The organism is Nonomuraea longispora, from assembly GCF_004348345.1.
Lineage (GTDB): Bacteria > Actinomycetota > Actinomycetes > Streptosporangiales > Streptosporangiaceae > Nonomuraea > Nonomuraea longispora.
On record NZ_SMJZ01000195.1, the window covers coordinates 1 to 17299 of the forward strand.

Annotated in this window: 15 protein-coding genes; 4 read left to right on the plus strand and 11 right to left on the minus strand. The window is 70.3% G+C overall.

From position 1 onward, the window contains the following. The 6 genes from E1267_RS45950 to E1267_RS35260 form a co-directional block, all read right to left on the minus strand. A partial coding sequence (locus E1267_RS45950; RefSeq protein WP_425465116.1) for a hypothetical protein occupies positions 1-249 on the minus strand: 249 nt, incomplete at its 3' end. Between the two features lie 121 nt (positions 250-370). Then, positions 371-850, minus strand: coding sequence for a Holliday junction resolvase RuvX (ruvX, locus tag E1267_RS35240; protein ID WP_132339202.1), 480 nt, complete (start codon positions 848-850; stop codon positions 371-373). Positions 851-860: 10 nt separating this feature from the next. Next, a complete protein-coding gene (gene alaS / locus E1267_RS35245; RefSeq protein ID WP_132339204.1) occupies positions 861-3536 on the minus strand; it encodes an alanine--tRNA ligase in 2676 nt (891 codons plus the stop codon). Positions 3537-3566: 30 nt separating this feature from the next. Then, the gene (locus E1267_RS35250; RefSeq protein ID WP_132339206.1) at positions 3567-3797 is read right to left on the minus strand and encodes a hypothetical protein; all 231 of its coding nucleotides are present in this window, start codon (positions 3795-3797) and stop codon (positions 3567-3569) included. Then, on the minus strand, positions 3794-4201 hold the full coding sequence (locus E1267_RS35255) for a DUF948 domain-containing protein (protein WP_132339208.1): 408 nt from the start codon (positions 4199-4201) through the stop codon (positions 3794-3796). The genes E1267_RS35250 and E1267_RS35255 overlap by 4 nt, the downstream gene beginning before the upstream one ends. Positions 4202-4494: 293 nt before the next feature. Then, positions 4495-5796 carry a replication-associated recombination protein A gene (locus E1267_RS35260; protein WP_132339210.1) on the minus strand — a complete coding sequence of 434 codons (1302 nt, stop codon included), beginning with the start codon at positions 5794-5796 and terminating at the stop codon, positions 4495-4497. Between the two features lie 243 nt (positions 5797-6039). Here E1267_RS35260 and E1267_RS35265 point away from each other — a divergent pair, with 243 nt between their 5' ends. Beyond that, complete coding sequence (locus tag E1267_RS35265) at positions 6040-6936, plus strand: peptidylprolyl isomerase (protein WP_246064456.1); 897 nt, start codon at positions 6040-6042, stop codon at positions 6934-6936. 63 nt (positions 6937-6999) lie between these two features. Here the strand turns inward: E1267_RS35265 and aspS are convergent, their stop codons facing one another. From aspS to E1267_RS35280, 3 genes are all read right to left on the minus strand, one after another. Continuing rightward, positions 7000-8730: an aspartate--tRNA ligase gene (gene aspS / locus E1267_RS35270; RefSeq protein WP_132339214.1), complete on the minus strand. Its 1731-nt coding sequence runs from the start codon at positions 8728-8730 to the stop codon at positions 7000-7002. Positions 8731-8874: 144 nt separating this feature from the next. Continuing rightward, positions 8875-10134, minus strand: coding sequence for a histidine--tRNA ligase (gene hisS / locus E1267_RS35275; RefSeq protein ID WP_132339216.1), 1260 nt, complete (start codon positions 10132-10134; stop codon positions 8875-8877). Further along, positions 10134-10814 (minus strand): MBL fold metallo-hydrolase, encoded by a 681-nt coding sequence (locus E1267_RS35280; RefSeq protein ID WP_132339218.1) that lies wholly within the window; start codon positions 10812-10814, stop codon positions 10134-10136. The genes hisS and E1267_RS35280 overlap by 1 nt, the downstream gene beginning before the upstream one ends. A 138-nt stretch (positions 10815-10952) precedes the next feature. On the opposite strand from E1267_RS35280, the gene E1267_RS35285 reads away from it, so the two are divergent. The 3 genes from E1267_RS35285 (at position 10953) to E1267_RS46870 (ending at position 14265) form a co-directional block, all read left to right on the plus strand. Beyond that, entirely contained in the window at positions 10953-11822 is an 870-nt protein-coding gene (locus E1267_RS35285) for a peptidylprolyl isomerase (RefSeq protein WP_342774930.1), read from the plus strand. Between the two features lie 62 nt (positions 11823-11884). Further along, entirely contained in the window at positions 11885-13114 is a 1230-nt protein-coding gene (locus E1267_RS35290) for a DUF349 domain-containing protein (protein WP_132339222.1), read from the plus strand. A gap of 59 nt (positions 13115-13173) precedes the next feature. Further along, a complete protein-coding gene (locus tag E1267_RS46870) occupies positions 13174-14265 on the plus strand; it encodes a cupin domain-containing protein (protein ID WP_246064457.1) in 1092 nt (363 codons plus the stop codon). A 10-nt stretch (positions 14266-14275) separates the two neighbouring features. Here the strand turns inward: E1267_RS46870 and E1267_RS35305 are convergent, their stop codons facing one another. Beyond that, positions 14276-16468: a RelA/SpoT family protein gene (locus E1267_RS35305; RefSeq protein ID WP_132339224.1), complete on the minus strand. Its 2193-nt coding sequence runs from the start codon at positions 16466-16468 to the stop codon at positions 14276-14278. Between the two features lie 191 nt (positions 16469-16659). After that, positions 16660-17178 carry an adenine phosphoribosyltransferase gene (locus E1267_RS35310; protein WP_132339226.1) on the minus strand — a complete coding sequence of 173 codons (519 nt, stop codon included), beginning with the start codon at positions 17176-17178 and terminating at the stop codon, positions 16660-16662. Positions 17179-17299: the final 121 nt, after the last annotated feature.

The window sequence follows — 17299 nt, forward strand, 5'->3', positions numbered from 1 at the left end:
CGGCCCGGAACCCGTCCCCGCGCCCGACCCGCCGGTTGCCGGCGTTCCCGGTGCGGAGGGCGGTCCGGCCGCCCGATCCGGGCGCGCACCGCTTCCCTCCCCCGGCACCGGGTCCACGTCACCGTCCGTGTCGCTGACGTCCGTATCGCGGGAGTCCGGCTCGCGGGAGTCCGGCTCGCGGGAGTCCGGCTCGCGGGAGTCCGGCTCGCGGAACGGGATCACGTCGTCGTCCTCGGGCACGCCGCTCACGAGACCACCCCGCCACGCCTGCTCGTGGCGGGAGCGCCGCCTCGCCCCGCCGGTGCGGGCAGCACGCACGAGGCGGCCACGCACCCGCGCCGGTCACGGCAGGGACCCGTCGATCGGCCGTTCATGAGGCAGGTCCGCCGGCCGCCGGAGGCGGTTCGACGGGCCTGCCTGGTGGTCTTTCCGTGGCGCGTTCGGAGTCGAGGGCGTCCTGCAGCAGCACGACCGCGGCCGCCTGGTCGACGACGCCGCGCTGCTTCTTCGCGCGTACGCCGCTGGCCCGCAGTCCTTGCTGCGCGGTCACCGTGGTCAGCCGCTCGTCGAACAGCCGCACCGGCGTCGGCGCCACCCGTGCCGCCAGGGCCGACGCGAACTCCCGCGCCAGCGCGGCCGCCTGCCCCTCACGCCCCGACAGCGAGGTGGGCAACCCGACCACGACCTCGATCGCCTCGTGCTCGGCGACGATCGCGGCGATGCGGTCGAGGGTGCCCTTGCCACGTCTGACGGTTTCGACCGGCGTGGCCAGCATGCCCGAAGGGTCGCTGCGGGCCACGCCCACGCGTACGGAGCCGACGTCCACGCCGATCCGCGCACCGAATCTCATGCCGGCCGGGCTATCGGCTGACCTGGTCAGCGACGGCCTGCTCGACCAGGCGCAACGCGTCGCCGGTCGCCTCCGGCCGTGTGCCGCCCCCTTGCGCGACATCGTCCTTGCCGCCACCGCCACCCCCAAGAGCCTTGGCGGCGACGCCGACCAGTTGCCCGGCTTTGAGCCCCCGCTCGCGCCCCGCCTCGTTGACCGCGGCAACCACCACGGGCCTGTCGGAGGGGGCGCCGGCGATCACGATGACCGCCGGTCTGTCGGCCGGGAACCTGCCACGCACATCAAGCGCGAGCTTACGCAGATCATCAGCGCCGGTGCCATCAGGCGCGCGGTGTGTCACCACGGAGACTCCGTGCAGGTCACGAGCCTGCGCGGCCAGGTCTCCCGCCACCTGGAGCACCTGCGCGGAGCGCAGCTTCTCCAGCTCCTTCTCGGCCGTGCGCAACCGGGTGACGATGCCGTCGATGCGCTCGGGAAGCTCTTCGCGGCGCGCCTTGAGCTGCTCGGTGAGCTGGGCGACCAGCACGCTCTCTCGCGCCAGGAAACGGAAGGCGTCGATGCCGACGAGCGCCTCGACGCGGCGCACCCCGGCGCCCACGGACTGCTCGCCCAGCACCTTGACCAGGCCGAGCTGGCCGGAGCTGTGCACGTGGGTGCCGCCGCACAGCTCGCGGGAGTAGTCGCCGATCTCGACCACGCGCACCTCGTCGCCGTATTTCTCGCCGAACATCGCCAGCGCGCCCATCGCCCTGGCCTCCGCCTGGGAGGTGTAGAAGGCGTTGACCTGGAGGTCGTTGATGAGCACGGCGTTGACTTCGTCCTCGACGTCGCGCAGCACGCTCTGCGGCACCGCGCCTGAGGCGGTGAAGTCGAAGCGAAAGCGGCCGGGCGAGTTCTCCGAACCGGCCTGCGCCGCCGTCTCGCCGAGCGCGTTCTTGAAGCCGCGGTGGACCAGGTGGGTGGCGCTGTGGCTGCGCGAGATCGCACGCCGGCGCTCGACGTCGATCTCGGCCTGCGCCTCGTCACCGACCCTGAGCTCGCCCTTGCGGACCTTGCCGCGGTGCACGACGAGCCCCGCGAGCGGGGACTGCACGTCGACGACCTCGACCTCCGCGCCGCTGGTGCGGATCACGCCCTGGTCGGCGAGCTGGCCGCCGCCCTCGGCGTAGAACGGGGTGCGCGCGAGCACGACCTCGACGCTCGAACCCGCGCCCGCCACCGGCACGGGCACACCGTCGGCGATGATGCCGGCCACGTTGGTGTCGGCCTCGGTCTGGTCGTAACCGAGGAACTCGACCTTGCCCGACGCCTCGAGCAGCTGCCCGAAGACGGAGATGTCGGCGTTGCCGGTCTTCTTCGCCGCCGCGTCGGCCTTGGCCGCCTGCCGCTGCTCCTTCATGAGGCGGCGAAAGCCCTCCTCGTCGACCGTGAGCCCGTGCTCGGCCGCCATCTCCAGCGTCAGGTCGATCGGGAAGCCGTAGGTGTCGTGGAGCTTGAACGCCTGCTCACCGGGGAGCGTGGTGGCCGACCTGCGCTTGGTCTCCTCGACCGCCACGTCGAAGATGGCGGTGCCGGTGCGCAGCGTGCCGAGGAAGGACGCCTCCTCGGCGTCGATGATGCCGTGGATCTGCGGCGCGTCGGCCTTGAGCTCGGGATATTGCTCGCCCATGACGTTGATCGCCACGTCGGTCAGCTCGTGCATGTAGCGGTCGTCGCCGGAACCGAGCAGGCGCAGGTTGCGCACCGTGCGGCGCAGGATGCGGCGCAGGACGTAGCCGCGGCCCTCGTTGCCGGGCAGGACGCCGTCGGCGACCAGCATGGTGCCGGTGCGCACGTGGTCGGCGACCACCCGCAGGCTGACGTCGGCGCGGTGGTCGCGCCCGTAGCGGGTCTTGGTGAGCTCGGCCGCGCGGTCGAGGATCTTGTACGTGGTGTCGATCTCGTAGAGGTTGTCGACGCCCTGCAGGATCGTCGCCATGCGCTCGAGGCCCATGCCGGTGTCGATGTTCTTCGACGGCAGCTCGCCGTCCACGTCGAAGTCGACCTTGGAACGGACCTGGCTGAGCTGATACTGCATGAACACGAGGTTCCAGACCTCGAGGTAGCGGTCCTCGTCGGCGACGGGGCCGCCCTCCTTGCCGTATTCGGCGCCGCGGTCGTAGTAGATCTCCGAGCACGGGCCGCCCGGCCCCGCCACGCCCATGTGCCAGTAGTTGTCCTCAAGGCCGCGGCGCTGGATGCGCTCCTCGGGCAGGCCGACGCGGTTGCGCCACAGGTCGTACGCCTCGTCGTCGTCGTGGTAGACGGTCGCCCACAGGCGGTCCTCGGGGAAGCCGAAGCCGCCGTCGGACTCGGACCTGGTGAGCAGCTCCCACGCGAACGGGATCACTTCGGCCTTGAAGTAGTCGCCGATCGAGAAGTTGCCGAGCATCTGGAAGAAGGTGGCGTGCCGCGTGGTCTTGCCGACCTCTTCGATGTCGGGGGTGCGCACACACTTCTGCGCGGTGGCCAGCCGGGACGCCGGAGGCTTGCGCTGCCCCAGGAAGTACGGCTTGAACGGCACCATACCGGCATTCACCAGGAGAAGCGTCGGGTCCTCAGCGATCAGGCTGGCCGAGGGCACTATCTTGTGCCCACGCTCCTCGAAGAAGCGCAGGAAGCGGCGTGCGATCTCTGCCGACTCCATGGTGGCCATCCTTTGCGTTGGTTGTGGGGTTCACTTGTCGTCCTCAGCGTCGTCGAGCCCGAAGCGCGCCCGCAACTCTGTTTCGCGGCCGGCCGCCTCGCCGAGCGCGTCGGAAGTAAAGTCTTTCACCTGCCGGAGCATGCCCGCCGCGCCGTCGGCGGTGCGACGGGCGACGTGGTCTGGATGGAGCGCCTGCAGCCTGCGCATCACCCAGAAGGCGAGGAACGCACCGAGCGAGAGGTAGAACAGCCGCCTGATCACCTCGACCGCCTCGGTGCCGTCCCCCGGGTCGCCCCCCGGGCAGCCTGCCTGGCCGGTGTGCGGGCCTCGATGGCGCGCCGCACGCCGTAGCCGAGCGACGAGACCTTGATGAGCGGCCCGGTGAAGATGGTCTGCGTCACCGCGCTCAGCTTGGCCGCGTGGCCGCTGACCTGCTTGATGTCCGTGGCGATGGCCTCGACGGCGGCCAGCTGCCTGTTGGTCTCGTTGACCGTGACGCTCATGTCGTCGAGCAGCGGTGTCAGCCGGTTGTTGAGATCGGAGACCGCCTTGGTGGTCTCGGTGAGCAGCCTGGCGACCTTGACGAGCACCATGGCCAGCACACAGACCAGGACCATCCAGCCCGTGGCCGCGATCAGCCCGGCGACCTCTCCAGCGGTAAGCATCCGCGCATCTCCCTCGTACGCTGGGCCGGAACGGCAAGACCCTATCGCGTTCGAGCGACCACATTAGTGGGGAAAGCGACCTTGATCAGGCCGCCACGTCGGCCCCGGCACCTTCCGTGACCGCCCGCGTGAGACCGTGCCGCCCCGAGCCGGGCACGAGCCGCCGCTCCGGCATCACGCCACCATGCGCCGGCCCGTGGGCCGCCTCGCGTGGCGCCACGTGTGGCCGGGGGCCGCGGCGTGTCCCGCCGTCACTCCTGCAACCGTACATCGGCCCGGCACGCGCGCGGACCTCAGGCGCCGCGCAGGAAGGCACGGATCCTGGCCCAGCGCTCGGCCACGGGCCCCTCGGCGCCGTGCCTGGTCGGCTCGTAGTAGCGCCTGTCGCGCACCTGCTCGGGCGCGTAGTCCTGACGCACCAGGCCGTGCTCGAAGTCGTGGGGGTATTTGTAGCCGTCGCCGTGGCCCAGCTTGGCGGCGCCGGGATAGTGGGCGTCGCGCAGGTGGCCGGGCACCTGGCCGATCAGCCCCTTCCGGACGTCGCCGACCGCTGCCCCGATGGCCTTGACGACAGCGTTGGACTTCGGCGCGGTCGCGCAGTGGATGACGGCCTGGGCGAGGTTGATCTGCCCCTCGGGCAGCCCGATGAGCTGCACCGCCTGCGCGGCGGCCACCGCCGTCTGCAGGCAGGTGGGGTCGGCCATGCCGACGTCCTCGGAGGCGAAGATGACGATGCGGCGGGCGATGAAGCGCGGGTCCTCGCCGGCCTCGATCATGCGGGCGAGGTAGTGGAGCGCGGCGTCGGCGTCGGAACCGCGCATCGACTTGATGAACGCGCTGATCACGTCGTAGTGCTGGTCGCCCTGCCGGTCGTAGCGCACGGCGGCCTTGTCGACGGCCTTCTCCACCACCTCGACGGTGATGTCGTCGCCCAGCAGCGCCGCCGCCTCCAGGTAGGTCAGCGACCGGCGCGCGTCGCCGCCCGCGAGGCGTACGAGATGCTCCAGGGCCTGCGGCGACAGCGTCGCGCGCCCGCCCAGGCCGCGCGGGTCGGACACCGCACGCTCCAGCACCGCGCGGACGTCGTCGTCGGTCAGGGACTCCAGGGTGAGGAGCAGCGAACGCGACAGCAGCGGCGAGATGACCGAGAAGAACGGGTTCTCCGTGGTGGCGCCGATGAAGGTGACCCAGCGGTTCTCCACGGCGGGCAGCAACGCGTCCTGCTGGGCCTTGTTGAAGCGGTGCACCTCGTCGACGAACAGGACCGTCTGCCGGCCCGTCATGCCGAGCTCGCGCCGGGCGTTGTCGATGGCCGCGCGCACGTCCTTGACGCCCGCCGACACGGCCGAGATCTCGACGAAGCGGCGCTTGGTGACGTTGGAGACCACGTAGGCGAGTGTCGTCTTGCCGGTGCCCGGCGGCCCCCACAGGAACAGCGACATGGGCGCCTCGCTCTCGACCAGGCGCCGCAGCGGGGTGCCGGAGCCGAGCAGGTGCCGCTGGCCGATCACCTCGTCGAGGGTGCGCGGGCGCATGCGCACCGCGAGCGGCTGCGGCGTGGCCTCCTCAGCCGCCGAATCGAACAGGCTGTCCACAACGCGAGGTTACAGGGTCCGCAGGGCCGGCGAGCCCGCGCGGCGGTGTTCCACACGACGCCGTACGAACGCCGTAGAACGCCGTACGAACCCTGCGGAACGCGGGCATGGCGACGGCGGCGAGCGTCGATCACACAGGTCGCATCCACCGGCTTTCGCCACTTACGTCCGGCACATATCGGAGGCCGGTAGCATGCGCGGAGTTGTTTGGTCATGCGTGGGCAAAAGCGAGAGGACATAGCGGTGAGCGGCGACGACCGCCAGAACGAAGAAGACCGCCAGAGAGAGCTGGCGCGGGAGCACAAGGAACGGCAGGCCAAGCGCGCCACCGACCAGACCTCCAAGGCGAGGCGGAACACCTTCCTCGGCGCGGGCGTGGCGGTGGTCGTGGTCGCGGGCGGGATCTTCGCCGGAACCACGATGGTCAACAAGGACTCCGAGGAGACCGCGGCGCAGAGCACCCCTTCCGCCAGCGCGTCCGTCACCCCTCCGGGGACGTCACCGAGCCCGACCAAGACCGGCCCGGTGACCTGCACGTACAAGCGGGACAAGTCGCTGCCGCACAAGTTCGTCGGGCTGCCGGACAAGAAGCCCAACATGAAGCTGAAGAAGATGACGGTCGCCACCAACCGCGGCAGCTTCACCGTCAACCTCATGACCGACGCGGCGCCGTGCGCGGTCAACTCGATGCGCTTCCTGGCGAAGAAGAAGTTCTACGACGACATGAAGTGCCACCGCCTCGTCACGCCCGACGTCGCCGGCGTGCACATGCTGCAGTGCGGCGATCCGCAGGCCAAGGCCGACGGCAAGAACCCGACCGACGGCCAGGGCACCGCGGGTTACGTCTACGCCGACGAGAACGCCGAGATCCCGCTGGGCAAGGGCGTGGTGTTCATGACCCAGCCCAGCGAGGCGGCGGGCCGGAACAACAGCCAGTTCGCCATCTCACTGTCGGACGAGAACGTCCAGGTCGGCGCGGGCTACTCGGTCATCGGCATGGTCGACGAGGGCATGGACATGCTGACCGGGCTCGCCACCAGCGGGCAGGACCTGCTCCTCAACAACGCCGACATCACGGGCGACGGCGGCACCACCGCCCCCAAGAAACCGGTGATCATCAAGAAGATCACCTTCTCCTGACCTGCTCGTGAACGTGTACGGCAGGCGTCGCCAGGCGCCTGCCGTACACGTGGTTCGCACCTGTTACGGCCTGGGCGGCGCGTCGACGCCCGCCTCCTTGCGCTGGCCCGCCGTGATCGGCGTGGGAGCGCCCGTGAGCGGGTCGAACCCGGACGCCGTCTTCGGGAACGCGATCACGTCACGGATCGACTCGCCGCCGGACAGCAGCATGCAGATGCGGTCCCAGCCGTAGGCGATGCCTCCGTGCGGCGGCGGGCCGTACTTGAACGCCTCCAGCAGGAAGCCAAACTTGCTCTCCGCCTCCTCCTTGGAGATGCCGAGCACGTCGAACACGCGCTGCTGCATCTCGGCCCGGTGGATACGGATCGAGCCGCCACCGATCTCCATGCCGTTGCAGACCATGTCGTAGGCGTAGGCCAGCGCCTCGCCCGGGTGGTCCTGGAAGTTGTCGGCCCACTCCGGTTTGGGGCCGGTGAACGGGTGGTGCACGGCCGTCCAGCCGCCCTCGCCGTCCTCCTCGAACATGGGCGCGTCGACGACCCACAGGAACGACCACTGCGACTCGTCGATGAGGTCGCAGCGCCGGCCGATCTCCAGCCGGGCCGCGCCGAGCAGGTCGCGGGAGGCGTTCCTGGCCCCCGCGGCGAAGAAGATCGCGTCGCCGGGCTCGGCGCCCACCTTGGCGGCCAGCCCGGACAGCTCCTGCTCCGACAGGTTCTTCGCGACCGGACCGCCGAGCGTGCCGTCCTCCTGGACGAGCACGTAGGCCAGGCCCTTGGCGCCGCGCGAGCGCGCCCACTCCTGCCAGCCGTCGAGCTCCTTGCGGGTCTGCGAGGCGCCGCCCGGCATGACGACGGCGCCCACGTAGTCGGCCTGGAAGACGCGGAACGTGGTGCCGGAGAAGTATTCGGTCATCTCGACCAGTTCCTGGCCGAAGCGCAGGTCCGGCTTGTCGGAGCCGAAGCGGGCCATGGCGTCGGCGTAGGTCATGCGCGGCAGCGGCGCCGGCGGCTCGTAGCCGGCGATCTCCTTCCACAGCCGGCCGATCAGCGCCTCGCCGACCTCGATCACGTCCTCCTGGTCGACGAAGGACATCTCGACGTCGATCTGCGTGAACTCCGGCTGCCGGTCGGCCCGCAGGTCCTCGTCGCGGTAGCACTTGGCCAGCTGGTAGTAGCGCTCAAGCCCGGCCACCTGCAGCAGCTGCTTGAACAGCTGGGGCGACTGCGGCAGCGCGTACCAGTTGCCCGGCTGCAGGCGCACCGGCACCAGGAAGTCACGCGCGCCCTCGGGCGTGGAGCGGGTCAGCGTCGGCGTCTCGACGTAGACGAAGCCGAGCTCGTGCATCACCTCGTTGGCGAGGTAGGTGGCCTTCGACCGGGTGCGCATCGCCTCGGCGACCTGCTGGCGGCGGATGTCGAGGTAGCGGTGCTTGAGCCGCGCCTCCTCCGACACCCCCACGCTGCCCTCGATGGGGAAGGGCAGCGGCGCCGACTCGCTGAGCACCTCGACCCGGTCGGCGACCACCTCGATCGAGCCGGTGGGCAGGTCGGGGTTCTCGTTGCCTTCGGGGCGCACCCTGACCTGGCCGACGACCTGCACGCAGTATTCGGCGCGCAGGTCGTGGGCGTGGTCCTCCTCGCGGAAGACCACCTGCGCCGAGCCGGAGGCGTCACGCAGGTCGATGAAGACGACGCCGCCGTGGTCACGGCGTCGGGCCACCCATCCTGCGAGCGTCACCTGCTGCCCGGCGTGCTCCTCGCGGAGCGACCCGGCGGTATGCGTGCGGATCACTGCACTTTCCCTTCGTACGGATAGAAAAGGCGAAGGTACGGCGACGACCCGGCGGGCGCTGGCTCGCGGATCACCACACCGTCCCTTCGTACGGATAGAAAAGGCGAAGGTACGGCGGCGACCCGGCACCGGCCGAGCGGCGGATCACTGCACCTTCCCCTTCAGGACGTCGACGACCTGGGCCAGCGGCACCTCGGTCTGCTCGGCGGTGGTCAGGTTCTTCACCTGCACGACCTCGGCGGCGAGGTCACGCTCCCCCAGGATCAGCGCGAACCCGGCGCCCGAACGGCCGGCGCCCTTCATCGCCCCCTTGAGCCCCTTGCCGCCGAAGGCCATGTCGGCGCTGACTCCCGCCACGCGCAGGTCGTTGAGGATCAGGAACATCCGGCGGCGGGCCTCGTCGCCCAGCGGGACACCGTACACCTGGACGCGGGCCTGCGCGTGGTCGCCGAGCAGCCCCTCGGCCTCCATGGCCAGGAACGTGCGGTCGACCCCGAGCGCCCACCCGACGCTGGGCAGCGGCGGGCCGTCGAGCATCTCGCTCAGCCCGTCGTAGCGCCCGCCGCCGCCCACGGCCGACTGGGAGCCGAGCCCGTCGTGCACGAACTCGAACGTGGTGCGTGTGTAGTAGTCGAGCCCGCGCACCAGCCGCGGATCGTCCTCGAACGCGATGCCGGACGCGGTCAGCAGGAAGCGGACCTCCTCGTGGTAGGCCTTGCAGGCCGCGCACAGGTGGTCGACCACCAGGGGGGCGCCGGTGAGCTGCGCCTGGACCTCGGGCCGCTTGTCGTCGAGCACCCGCAGCGGGTTGATCTCGATGCGGGCCTTGGTGTCGGCGTCGAGGTCGAGGCCGCGCAGGAACTCCTGCAGCGCCGCACGGTAGGCGGGCCGGCACGTCTTGTCGCCGAGCGAGTTGAGCAGCAGCCTGACGTTCTCGAGACCGAGCGAGGTGAACCCGCGGGCGCCCAGCACGATGAGCTCGGCGTCGAGCGCCGGGTCCTCCGCGCCGAGCGCCTCCGCGCCGACCTGCCAGAAGTGGCGGTAGCGGCCCTTCTGGGCGCGCTCGTAGCGGAACTGGCTGCCGGAATACCACAGCTTCACCGGGAGCTGGCCGGCGTGCAGGTTGTGCTGCAGCACCGCGCGCACGACGGAGGCCGTGCCCTCGGGGCGCAGGGTCAGGGAGCGGCCCGCCTTGTCGGGAAAGGTGTACATCTCCTTGGAGACGATGTCGGTCGACTCGCCTACGCCCCTGGCGAACAGCTGGGTGTCCTCGAAAACAGGCGTCTCGATGTAGCCGTAACCCGCCTCGCGCAGCGGCGCGGCGAGCGCCTCGCGCACGGCGAGGATCCGCTCGGAGCGGGGAGGCAGCCAGTCGAAGGTGCCTTTCGGTGCTTGGAAGCTCATTAGATCCCTCTTGTGGGACCGGCGTGCGGCGCCGCCTCTTTCAGGTATGGGTTGACGGCACGCTCGCGGCCAATCGTTGTCTGTGGTCCGTGGCCCGGCAGGACGACCGTATCGTCCGGCAGCGGCAGACACTTGGTAGCCAGGCTGCGCAGGATCGTGGCGTAGTCGCCGCCAGGAAGGTCGGATCGGCCGATGGAGCCGGCGAACAGCAGGTCGCCCGAGAACATGATCTCGTCGCCGGGCAGCCTGAAGCTCACCGACCCCCTGGTGTGGCCCGGGGTGTGGTCGACCACGAGCTCAAGGCCGGCGAGCTTCAGCACGGCGCCGTCGGACAGCTCGCGCACGTCGTCGGGCTCGCTCAGCGTCAGGCCCCCGAACAGCTGCGCGCTCATGTCGGACCAGCCGGCGGCGGGATCGCTGAGCAGGTGGCGGTCGTCGGGGTGGATCCACGCGGGGACGTCACGCGCGCCGCAGACCGGGGCCACGGACCAGACATGGTCGAGGTGACCGTGGGTGAGCAGGACCGCGACCGGCTTGAGCCGGTGCTCGCGCAGCAGCTCGTCGACGCCGTCGGTCGCGTCCTGTCCTGGATCGACGATCACGCACTCCTCGCCGGCGGCGGGCGCGACGACGTAACAATTGGTCTGGAAGGCCCCTGCGGGGAAGCCGGCGATGAGCATCTGCCTCAGGTGATCTCGTCGAAAAGCCAATGGGAATGTAACCGAAGGGTACCGGTGCGGGTCGCCGGGCTGCGAATCATTACCCAATGGCCGATACGATTCGCCCACCTCAGTTGATTCACTATGGGAGGCAAAGCGGTGGCCACGGGGAAGGACCGGCAGAAGCAGCTGGCGCGTGAGCACTACGAGCGGCAGATGCAGCGCCGTCTCGAGCGCGAGCAGAAGGCCAAGCGCACGGCGATCATCGGCTCCACCGTGGGCGTGGTGGTCGTGGTCGGCGGCGTCGTGGCCGCGATCGCGTTCATGAGCGGAGGCGACACGCCGACGGACGCGGCCGCGTCCCCCACGGCGGCGCCCCAGGACACCGCCTCCGCGGCGGCGACCACGGGGCCCAAGCCCTACGACGCGGCGGCGGGCACGTGCGACTACGCCGCCGACACGACCGGCGGCAAGGTGAAGGACGTCGGCCTGCCGCCGAAGAAGGTGAAGACCGAACCGGCGAAGAAGACGATGACGTTCGAGACCAACCGCGGCGACATCGTGGTGGAGCTCGACAACGCCAAGGCGCCGTGCACGACCAACTCTCTCGAGCACCTCGCCGAGAAGAACTACTACGACGGGAGCAAGTGCCACCGCCTGGGCAGCCAGCAGTTCCCGATGCTCCAGTGCGGTGACCCGTTCGCGAAGGCCGACGGCAAGAGCCAGGACGGCTCGGGCGGCCCCGGCTACGTCATGGCCGAGGAGAACCTGAAGGGCGCCACGTACAAGCGGGGCGTGATGGCGATGGCCAAGACGCAGGCGCCCGGCACGACGGGCAGCCAGTTCTTCCTCGTTTTCGGGGACATCGCCCTCCCCCCGCAATACACGCCGGTGGGTACGATCACCAAAGGGCTGGACATCCTGGACAAGGTGAGCAAAGCAGGCGTCGTCGCAGACGCGGGAGACGGGACCGGAGCACCGAAGCAGAGCGTCGAAATCAAAGACGTGACAATCGCCGGCAAGAGCTGACGTAATACAAACTAGGGACGAAGTAGTCCCGAAGGGTCTGATGGAGAGTGCGGGAGGACACGGTGAGCACCGACCCGTGGGGCCGGGTAGACGACGACGGCACCGTCTACGTGCGTACGGCTGAGGGAGAGCGAGCCGTCGGGTCCTGGCAGGCCGGTGAACCCGGAGAGGCACTGGCCTACTTCCATCGCAAGTACGACGAGCTGGCCGGCCAGGTCCAGCTGCTCGAACAGCGCGTCAGGAGCACCGACCTGGCTCCGGCACAGGCCGAGGCGAGCATCGCCAAGCTGCGTGAGGCCGTCGCGGACGCCCACGCGGTCGGCGACCTGGCCGCGCTGACGGCCAGGCTCGACGGCCTGACCGAGCTGGTCGCGCAGCGCCGTGAGGAGGTCAAGGCCGCTCGCGAACAGGCGCGGGCCGAGGCCAGGGCGGTCAAGGAACGCATCGTCGCCGAGGCCGAGCGCATCGCCGACGAGACCACTCACTGGAAGTCCGGCGGTGAACGGCTGCGCCAGCTCATCGAGGAGTGGAAGGCCGCCGACCGCATCGACCGGGTCACCGAGGCCGCGCTGTGGAAGCGCCTGTCGGCCGCACGCACGGCGTTCGCCAAGCGCCGCAAGCAGTATTTCGCGGGGCTCGACGAGCAGCGCGAGGAGGTGCGCGCGGCCAAGGAGCGCATCGTCGCCGAGGCCGAGGCGCTGGCCGACTCGACCGACTGGGGCGGCACGGCGGCGATCTACCGCGACCTGATGCAGCAGTGGAAGAGCGCCGGCCGGGCATCGCGCGAGGCCGAGGACGAGCTCTGGGTCCGCTTCAAGGGCGCCCAGGACCAGTTCTTCCAGGCCCGTTCCGCCGTGTTCGCCGAGCGCGACGCCTCGCTCGCGGCCAACGCGGCGGTCAAGGAGCAGCTGCTCGCCGAGGCGGAGAAGATCCTCCCCGTCACCGACGTGCGCACGGCGAGGGGGGCGCTGCGGCACATCCTGGAGCGCTGGGAGGCCGCCGGCCCCGTGCCGCGCGACCAGCGCGACCGGCTCGAGGGCGGGCTGCGCAAGGTCGACGACGCCGTGCGCAAGGCCGAGGACGCCGAGTGGAAGCGCTCCAACCCCGAGGCCAGGGCGCGCGCCCAGAGCACGGTCGACCAGCTGCGCACCTCCATCGACCAGCTGGAGAAGCGGCTGTCCAAGGCGCAGGCCGCAGGGCGTGCCAAGGACGTCAAGGAGGCCGAGGAGGCGCTGACCGCCCGCCGGTCGTGGCTGGAGGAGGCCGAGCGCACGCTGGCCGAGTTCAGCTGAGCCGCGGCCGCTGCCGAATAGGGCGGCGCGCGCCGGCGCCTGGGATCTAGGCTGACGTCATGGATCCCGTCACCGACGCGCGCGCCCTCGTCGAGGAGATGTTCCCGGGCGCCCTGTACGCCTTCGTCGGCGGCAGCGTGCTCACCGGGCGCCGCACCAGCACGTCCGACCTCGACGTCGTGGTGGTGCTCGACGGCCTGGACACCCCCTACCGCGAGTCGCTGCGCTGGCGCGGGTGGCCGGTGGAGTTGTACTTGCACAGCGAGACCAGCCTGCACGCCTACCTCGACAAGGACTTCGGCATGCGCAGGCCGAGCCTGGCGCGCATGTGCGCCGAGGGCGCGGTGCTGGCCGACAGGACGGGCGGGCGGGCCAGCGACCTGCAGAGCGCGCTCGGCGAGCGCCTCGCGGAAGGGCCCGGCGGGCTGACGCCCGACCAGGCCGAGCAGGCCCGCTATGTGCTGTCGGACCTCCTCGACGACCTGGCGGGGGTCGCCGACGCCGGCGAGGAGGCGTTCATCCGCTGGGAGGTGGCCCAGGAGGCCGCCAGGACCGCGCTGGGCGTGGGGCGGCGCTGGCAGGGCGGCGGCGGCAAGTGGCTGCTGCGCGAGCTGCGCGCGCACGACCCCGGACTGGCCGCCGAGCTGCTCGCCGCGCACGACGATTCCGTACGCCTGGCCGCCGTCGCCTCCGGCGTGCTGGAGCGGGCCGGAGGGCGGCTGTGGGAGGGCTGTCGAGCCGAGGGAGACCCGTTCCACCAGCCGCTGCGTCACGTGCCCGCCGGGGAGCTCACGGGCGACACGGCGCAGAGTTCCGGCATGCGCCGGCTGGCCGCCATCAGCGGCGCCACGGCCGGCTCCACGCGGTTGTGGATGGGCCAGACGCACGTCGCGCCCGCCACCCGCTCCTCCGACCACCACCACGGGGCCTCCGAGACGGCCATCTACGTGGTCAGCGGCACGCCCGCGTTCGTCTTCCTGGAGGACTCCAAGGAGGTGCGCATCGAGGCGGGCCCCGGAGACTACGTCTACGTCCCGCCGTACGTGCCCCATCGCGAGGAGAACCCGGACCCGTCGAAGGAGGCCGTGGTGGTGATCGCCCGCAGCACGCAGGAGGCGATCGTCGTCAACCTGCCCGGCCTCGCCGGCTGACCGTGCCGGCTCAGCCTCCGGCGCCGCTCACCCGATAGACGTCGAAGACGCCCTGGATGCTGCGCACGGCCTTCAGCACGTGGCCCAGGTGCTTGGGGTCGCCCATCTCGAAGGTGAACTTGCTGACCGCCACCCGGTCGCGCGAGGTCGTCACCGAGGCGCTGAGGATGTTGACGTGCTGGTCGGAGAGCGTACGCGTGACGTCGGACAGCAGGCGCGGCCGGTCGAGCGCCTCGACCTGGATGGCCACCAGGAAGACGCTGTCGTCGCTCGGCGACCAGCTGACCTCCACCAGCCGGTCGGGCTGCGACCTGAGCTGCTGCACGTTGGTGCAGTCGCCGCGGTGCACCGAGACGCCGTGGCCGCGGGTGACGAAGCCGACGATCTCATCGCCGGGCACCGGGGTGCAGCACTTCGACAGGCGTACCCACACGTCGGCGTCGCCCGCGACGACCACGCCCGCGCCGCCACCGCCCCTGGGGCGGCCGCGCAACCGGGTCGGCAGCGAGGTCTCGGCAATGTCCTCCTCGGCGCTGTCGACGCCGCCGATCGAGGCCACGAGCTTCTGCACGACGTTCTGGGCCGCGACGTGGCCCTCGCCCACCGCAGCGTAGAGGGCCGACACGTCGGGGTAACGCAGGTCGCGGGCCAGCGCCAGCAGCGCCTCACCCGACATCAGCCGCTGCAGCGGCAGGCCCTGCTTGCGCATGGCCCGCCCGATGGCCTCCTTGCCGGCCTCGATCGCGGTCTCGCGGCGCTCCTTGGAGAACCACTGCCGGATCTTGTTGCGGGCCCGGCCCGACTTGACGAACTTCAGCCAGTCGCGCGAAGGGCCCGCGTCGGGCGACTTGGACGTGAAGATCTCCACGGTGTCGCCGTTGCCGAGCCGCGACTCCAGCGGCACCAGCCGCCCGTTGACGCGCGCGCCGATGCAGCGGTGGCCCACCTCGGTGTGCACGGCGTAGGCGAAGTCGACCGGAGTTGCCCCCTCCGGCAGCGCGATGACCTGCCCTTTCGGGGTGAAGACGTAGACCTCCGACACCGACAGGTCGAACCGCAGCGACTCGAGGAACTCACCCGGGTCGGAGGTCTCCTTCTGCCAGTCGAGGAGCTGACGCAGCCACGCCATGTCGCTGCCCGGCTTGACCTTGCCCGCAGGGCCGGGGCTGCCGACCTCCTCTTTGTACTTCCAGTGGGCGGCCACGCCGTATTCGGCCCTGTGGTGCATCGCGTGGGTGCGGATCTGCAGCTCCACCGGCTTGCCCTCGGGACCGATCACCGTCGTGTGCAGCGATTGGTACATGTTGAACTTGGGCATCGCGATGTAGTCCTTGAACCGCCCCGGCACCGGGTTCCACCGGGCGTGGATCGTGCCGAGCGCGGCATAACAGTCGCGCACGCTGTCGACCAGCACCCGAATGCCCACCAGGTCATAGATGTCGTCGAACGCCACGTCGCGGGCGATCATCTTCTGGTAGACCGAGTAGTAGTGTTTCGGCCGGCCCTTGACGACGGCGCGGATCTTCGCCTCGCGCAGGTCGCCGGAGACCTTTTCGATGACCTCCTGCAGGAACAGGTCCCTGCGCGGCGCGCGCTCCGACACCATGCGCGCGATCTCGTCGTAGCGCTTGGGATAGAGCATGGCGAAGGCGAGATCCTCGAGCTCCCACTTGATCGTGTTCATGCCCAGGCGGTGGGCCAGCGGGGCGAAGATCTCCAGTGTCTCGCGCGACTTCTGGTGGCGCTTGTGCTCGGGCAGATAGCGCATGGTGCGCATGTTGTGCAGCCGGTCGGCCAGCTTGATGATCAGCACGCGGATGTCGCGCGACATCGCGACGACCATCTTGCGCACGGTCTCGGCCTGCGCCGCGTCGCCGAACTTGACCTTGTCGAGCTTGGTCACGCCGTCGACCAGGGACGCGATCGTCTCGCCGAAGTCGCCGCGCAACTCGTCGAGGCTGTAGGCGGTGTCCTCCACCGTGTCGTGCAGCAGCGCCGCGCAGAGGGTCTCGTCATCGGTGCCGAGCTCGGCCAGGATCGTCGCCACCGCCAGCGGGTGGGTGATGTAGGGGTCGCCCGACTTCCGCTTCTGGTCACGGTGGTGATAGGCCGCGACGTCGTAGGCGCGCTCGATCAGGCGCAGGTCCGCCTTGGGATGGGTGGCGCGGACCGTACGGAACAGCGGCTCCAGCACCGGATTCATGGCCCCACCCCCAAACCGCCTTCGACGCACCGTCGTCGGCACGCCGGGCGCCTCGGCGTTGCCGGAATCGGTTACGTCGGGCGCGACCACATCACGGGGCACACAGACTCCTCACGCAATGACTCCTCACGTTCGAGTCCAGATCCCCCAAGTGTATCCAGGCAGCCGACTTGAGCAGTCGCGGGGCGGGCTCAGACGATCACGAGCGAGTGCAGGGGCACTCCCGTCAACCGCTCGCGCCCGCCCAGAAAGGCCAGCTCCATCAGCACCGCCACAGCGACGACCTCGGCTCCCGTCCTCCTCACCAGCTCCACGGTCGCCGCGGCGGTGCCACCGGTCGCCAGCACGTCGTCGATGACGAGCACCCGCTCGCCGGGCGCGAGGGCGTCACGGTGGACCTCGATGGTCGCGGAGCCGTACTCCAGATCGTAGGACTCCTCAAGGGTCTCGGCGGGCAGTTTCCCCTTTTTACGCACCGGCACAAACCCTGCCCCCGCGCGGTACGCCACCGGAGCGGCGAGGATGAACCCGCGCGCCTCGATCCCCACGATCTTGTCCACCTGGTACAGCCCGGCCAGTTCGTCCACCACGGCGGCCATCGCCACAGGATCGGCGAGGAGGGGGGTGATGTCCTTGAACTGGATGCCCTGCTTCGGGTAGTCGGGGACGTCCCTGATGCGCTCCAGGATCAACGAGTTCAGCTCACTCATGGCATTTCCTCACATTCCTCACCAGCCGTCTGCCGCGCTCCATGATGATGCATGGCGAGCCCTGACAGGACCCTCTTCCGCCCACCGGGCACTCCTGCAGGCGCCCCGGCCTCACCCCACC

Coding starts and splice junctions, on each gene's coding strand:
- ruvX (WP_132339202.1), bottom strand. CDS start 850: ATGAGATTCGGTGCGCGGATCGGCGTGGACGTCGGCTCCGTACGCGTG.
- alaS (WP_132339204.1), bottom strand. CDS start 3,536: ATGGAGTCGGCAGAGATCGCACGCCGCTTCCTGCGCTTCTTCGAGGAG.
- E1267_RS35255 (WP_132339208.1), bottom strand. CDS start 4,201: ATGCTTACCGCTGGAGAGGTCGCCGGGCTGATCGCGGCCACGGGCTGG.
- hisS (WP_132339216.1), bottom strand. CDS start 10,134: ATGAGCTTCCAAGCACCGAAAGGCACCTTCGACTGGCTGCCTCCCCGC.
- E1267_RS35280 (WP_132339218.1), bottom strand. CDS start 10,814: ATGCTCATCGCCGGCTTCCCCGCAGGGGCCTTCCAGACCAATTGTTAC.
- E1267_RS46870 (WP_246064457.1), top strand. CDS start 13,174: ATGGATCCCGTCACCGACGCGCGCGCCCTCGTCGAGGAGATGTTCCCG.
- E1267_RS35305 (WP_132339224.1), bottom strand. CDS start 16,468: ATGAATCCGGTGCTGGAGCCGCTGTTCCGTACGGTCCGCGCCACCCAT.
- E1267_RS35310 (WP_132339226.1), bottom strand. CDS start 17,178: ATGAGTGAGCTGAACTCGTTGATCCTGGAGCGCATCAGGGACGTCCCC.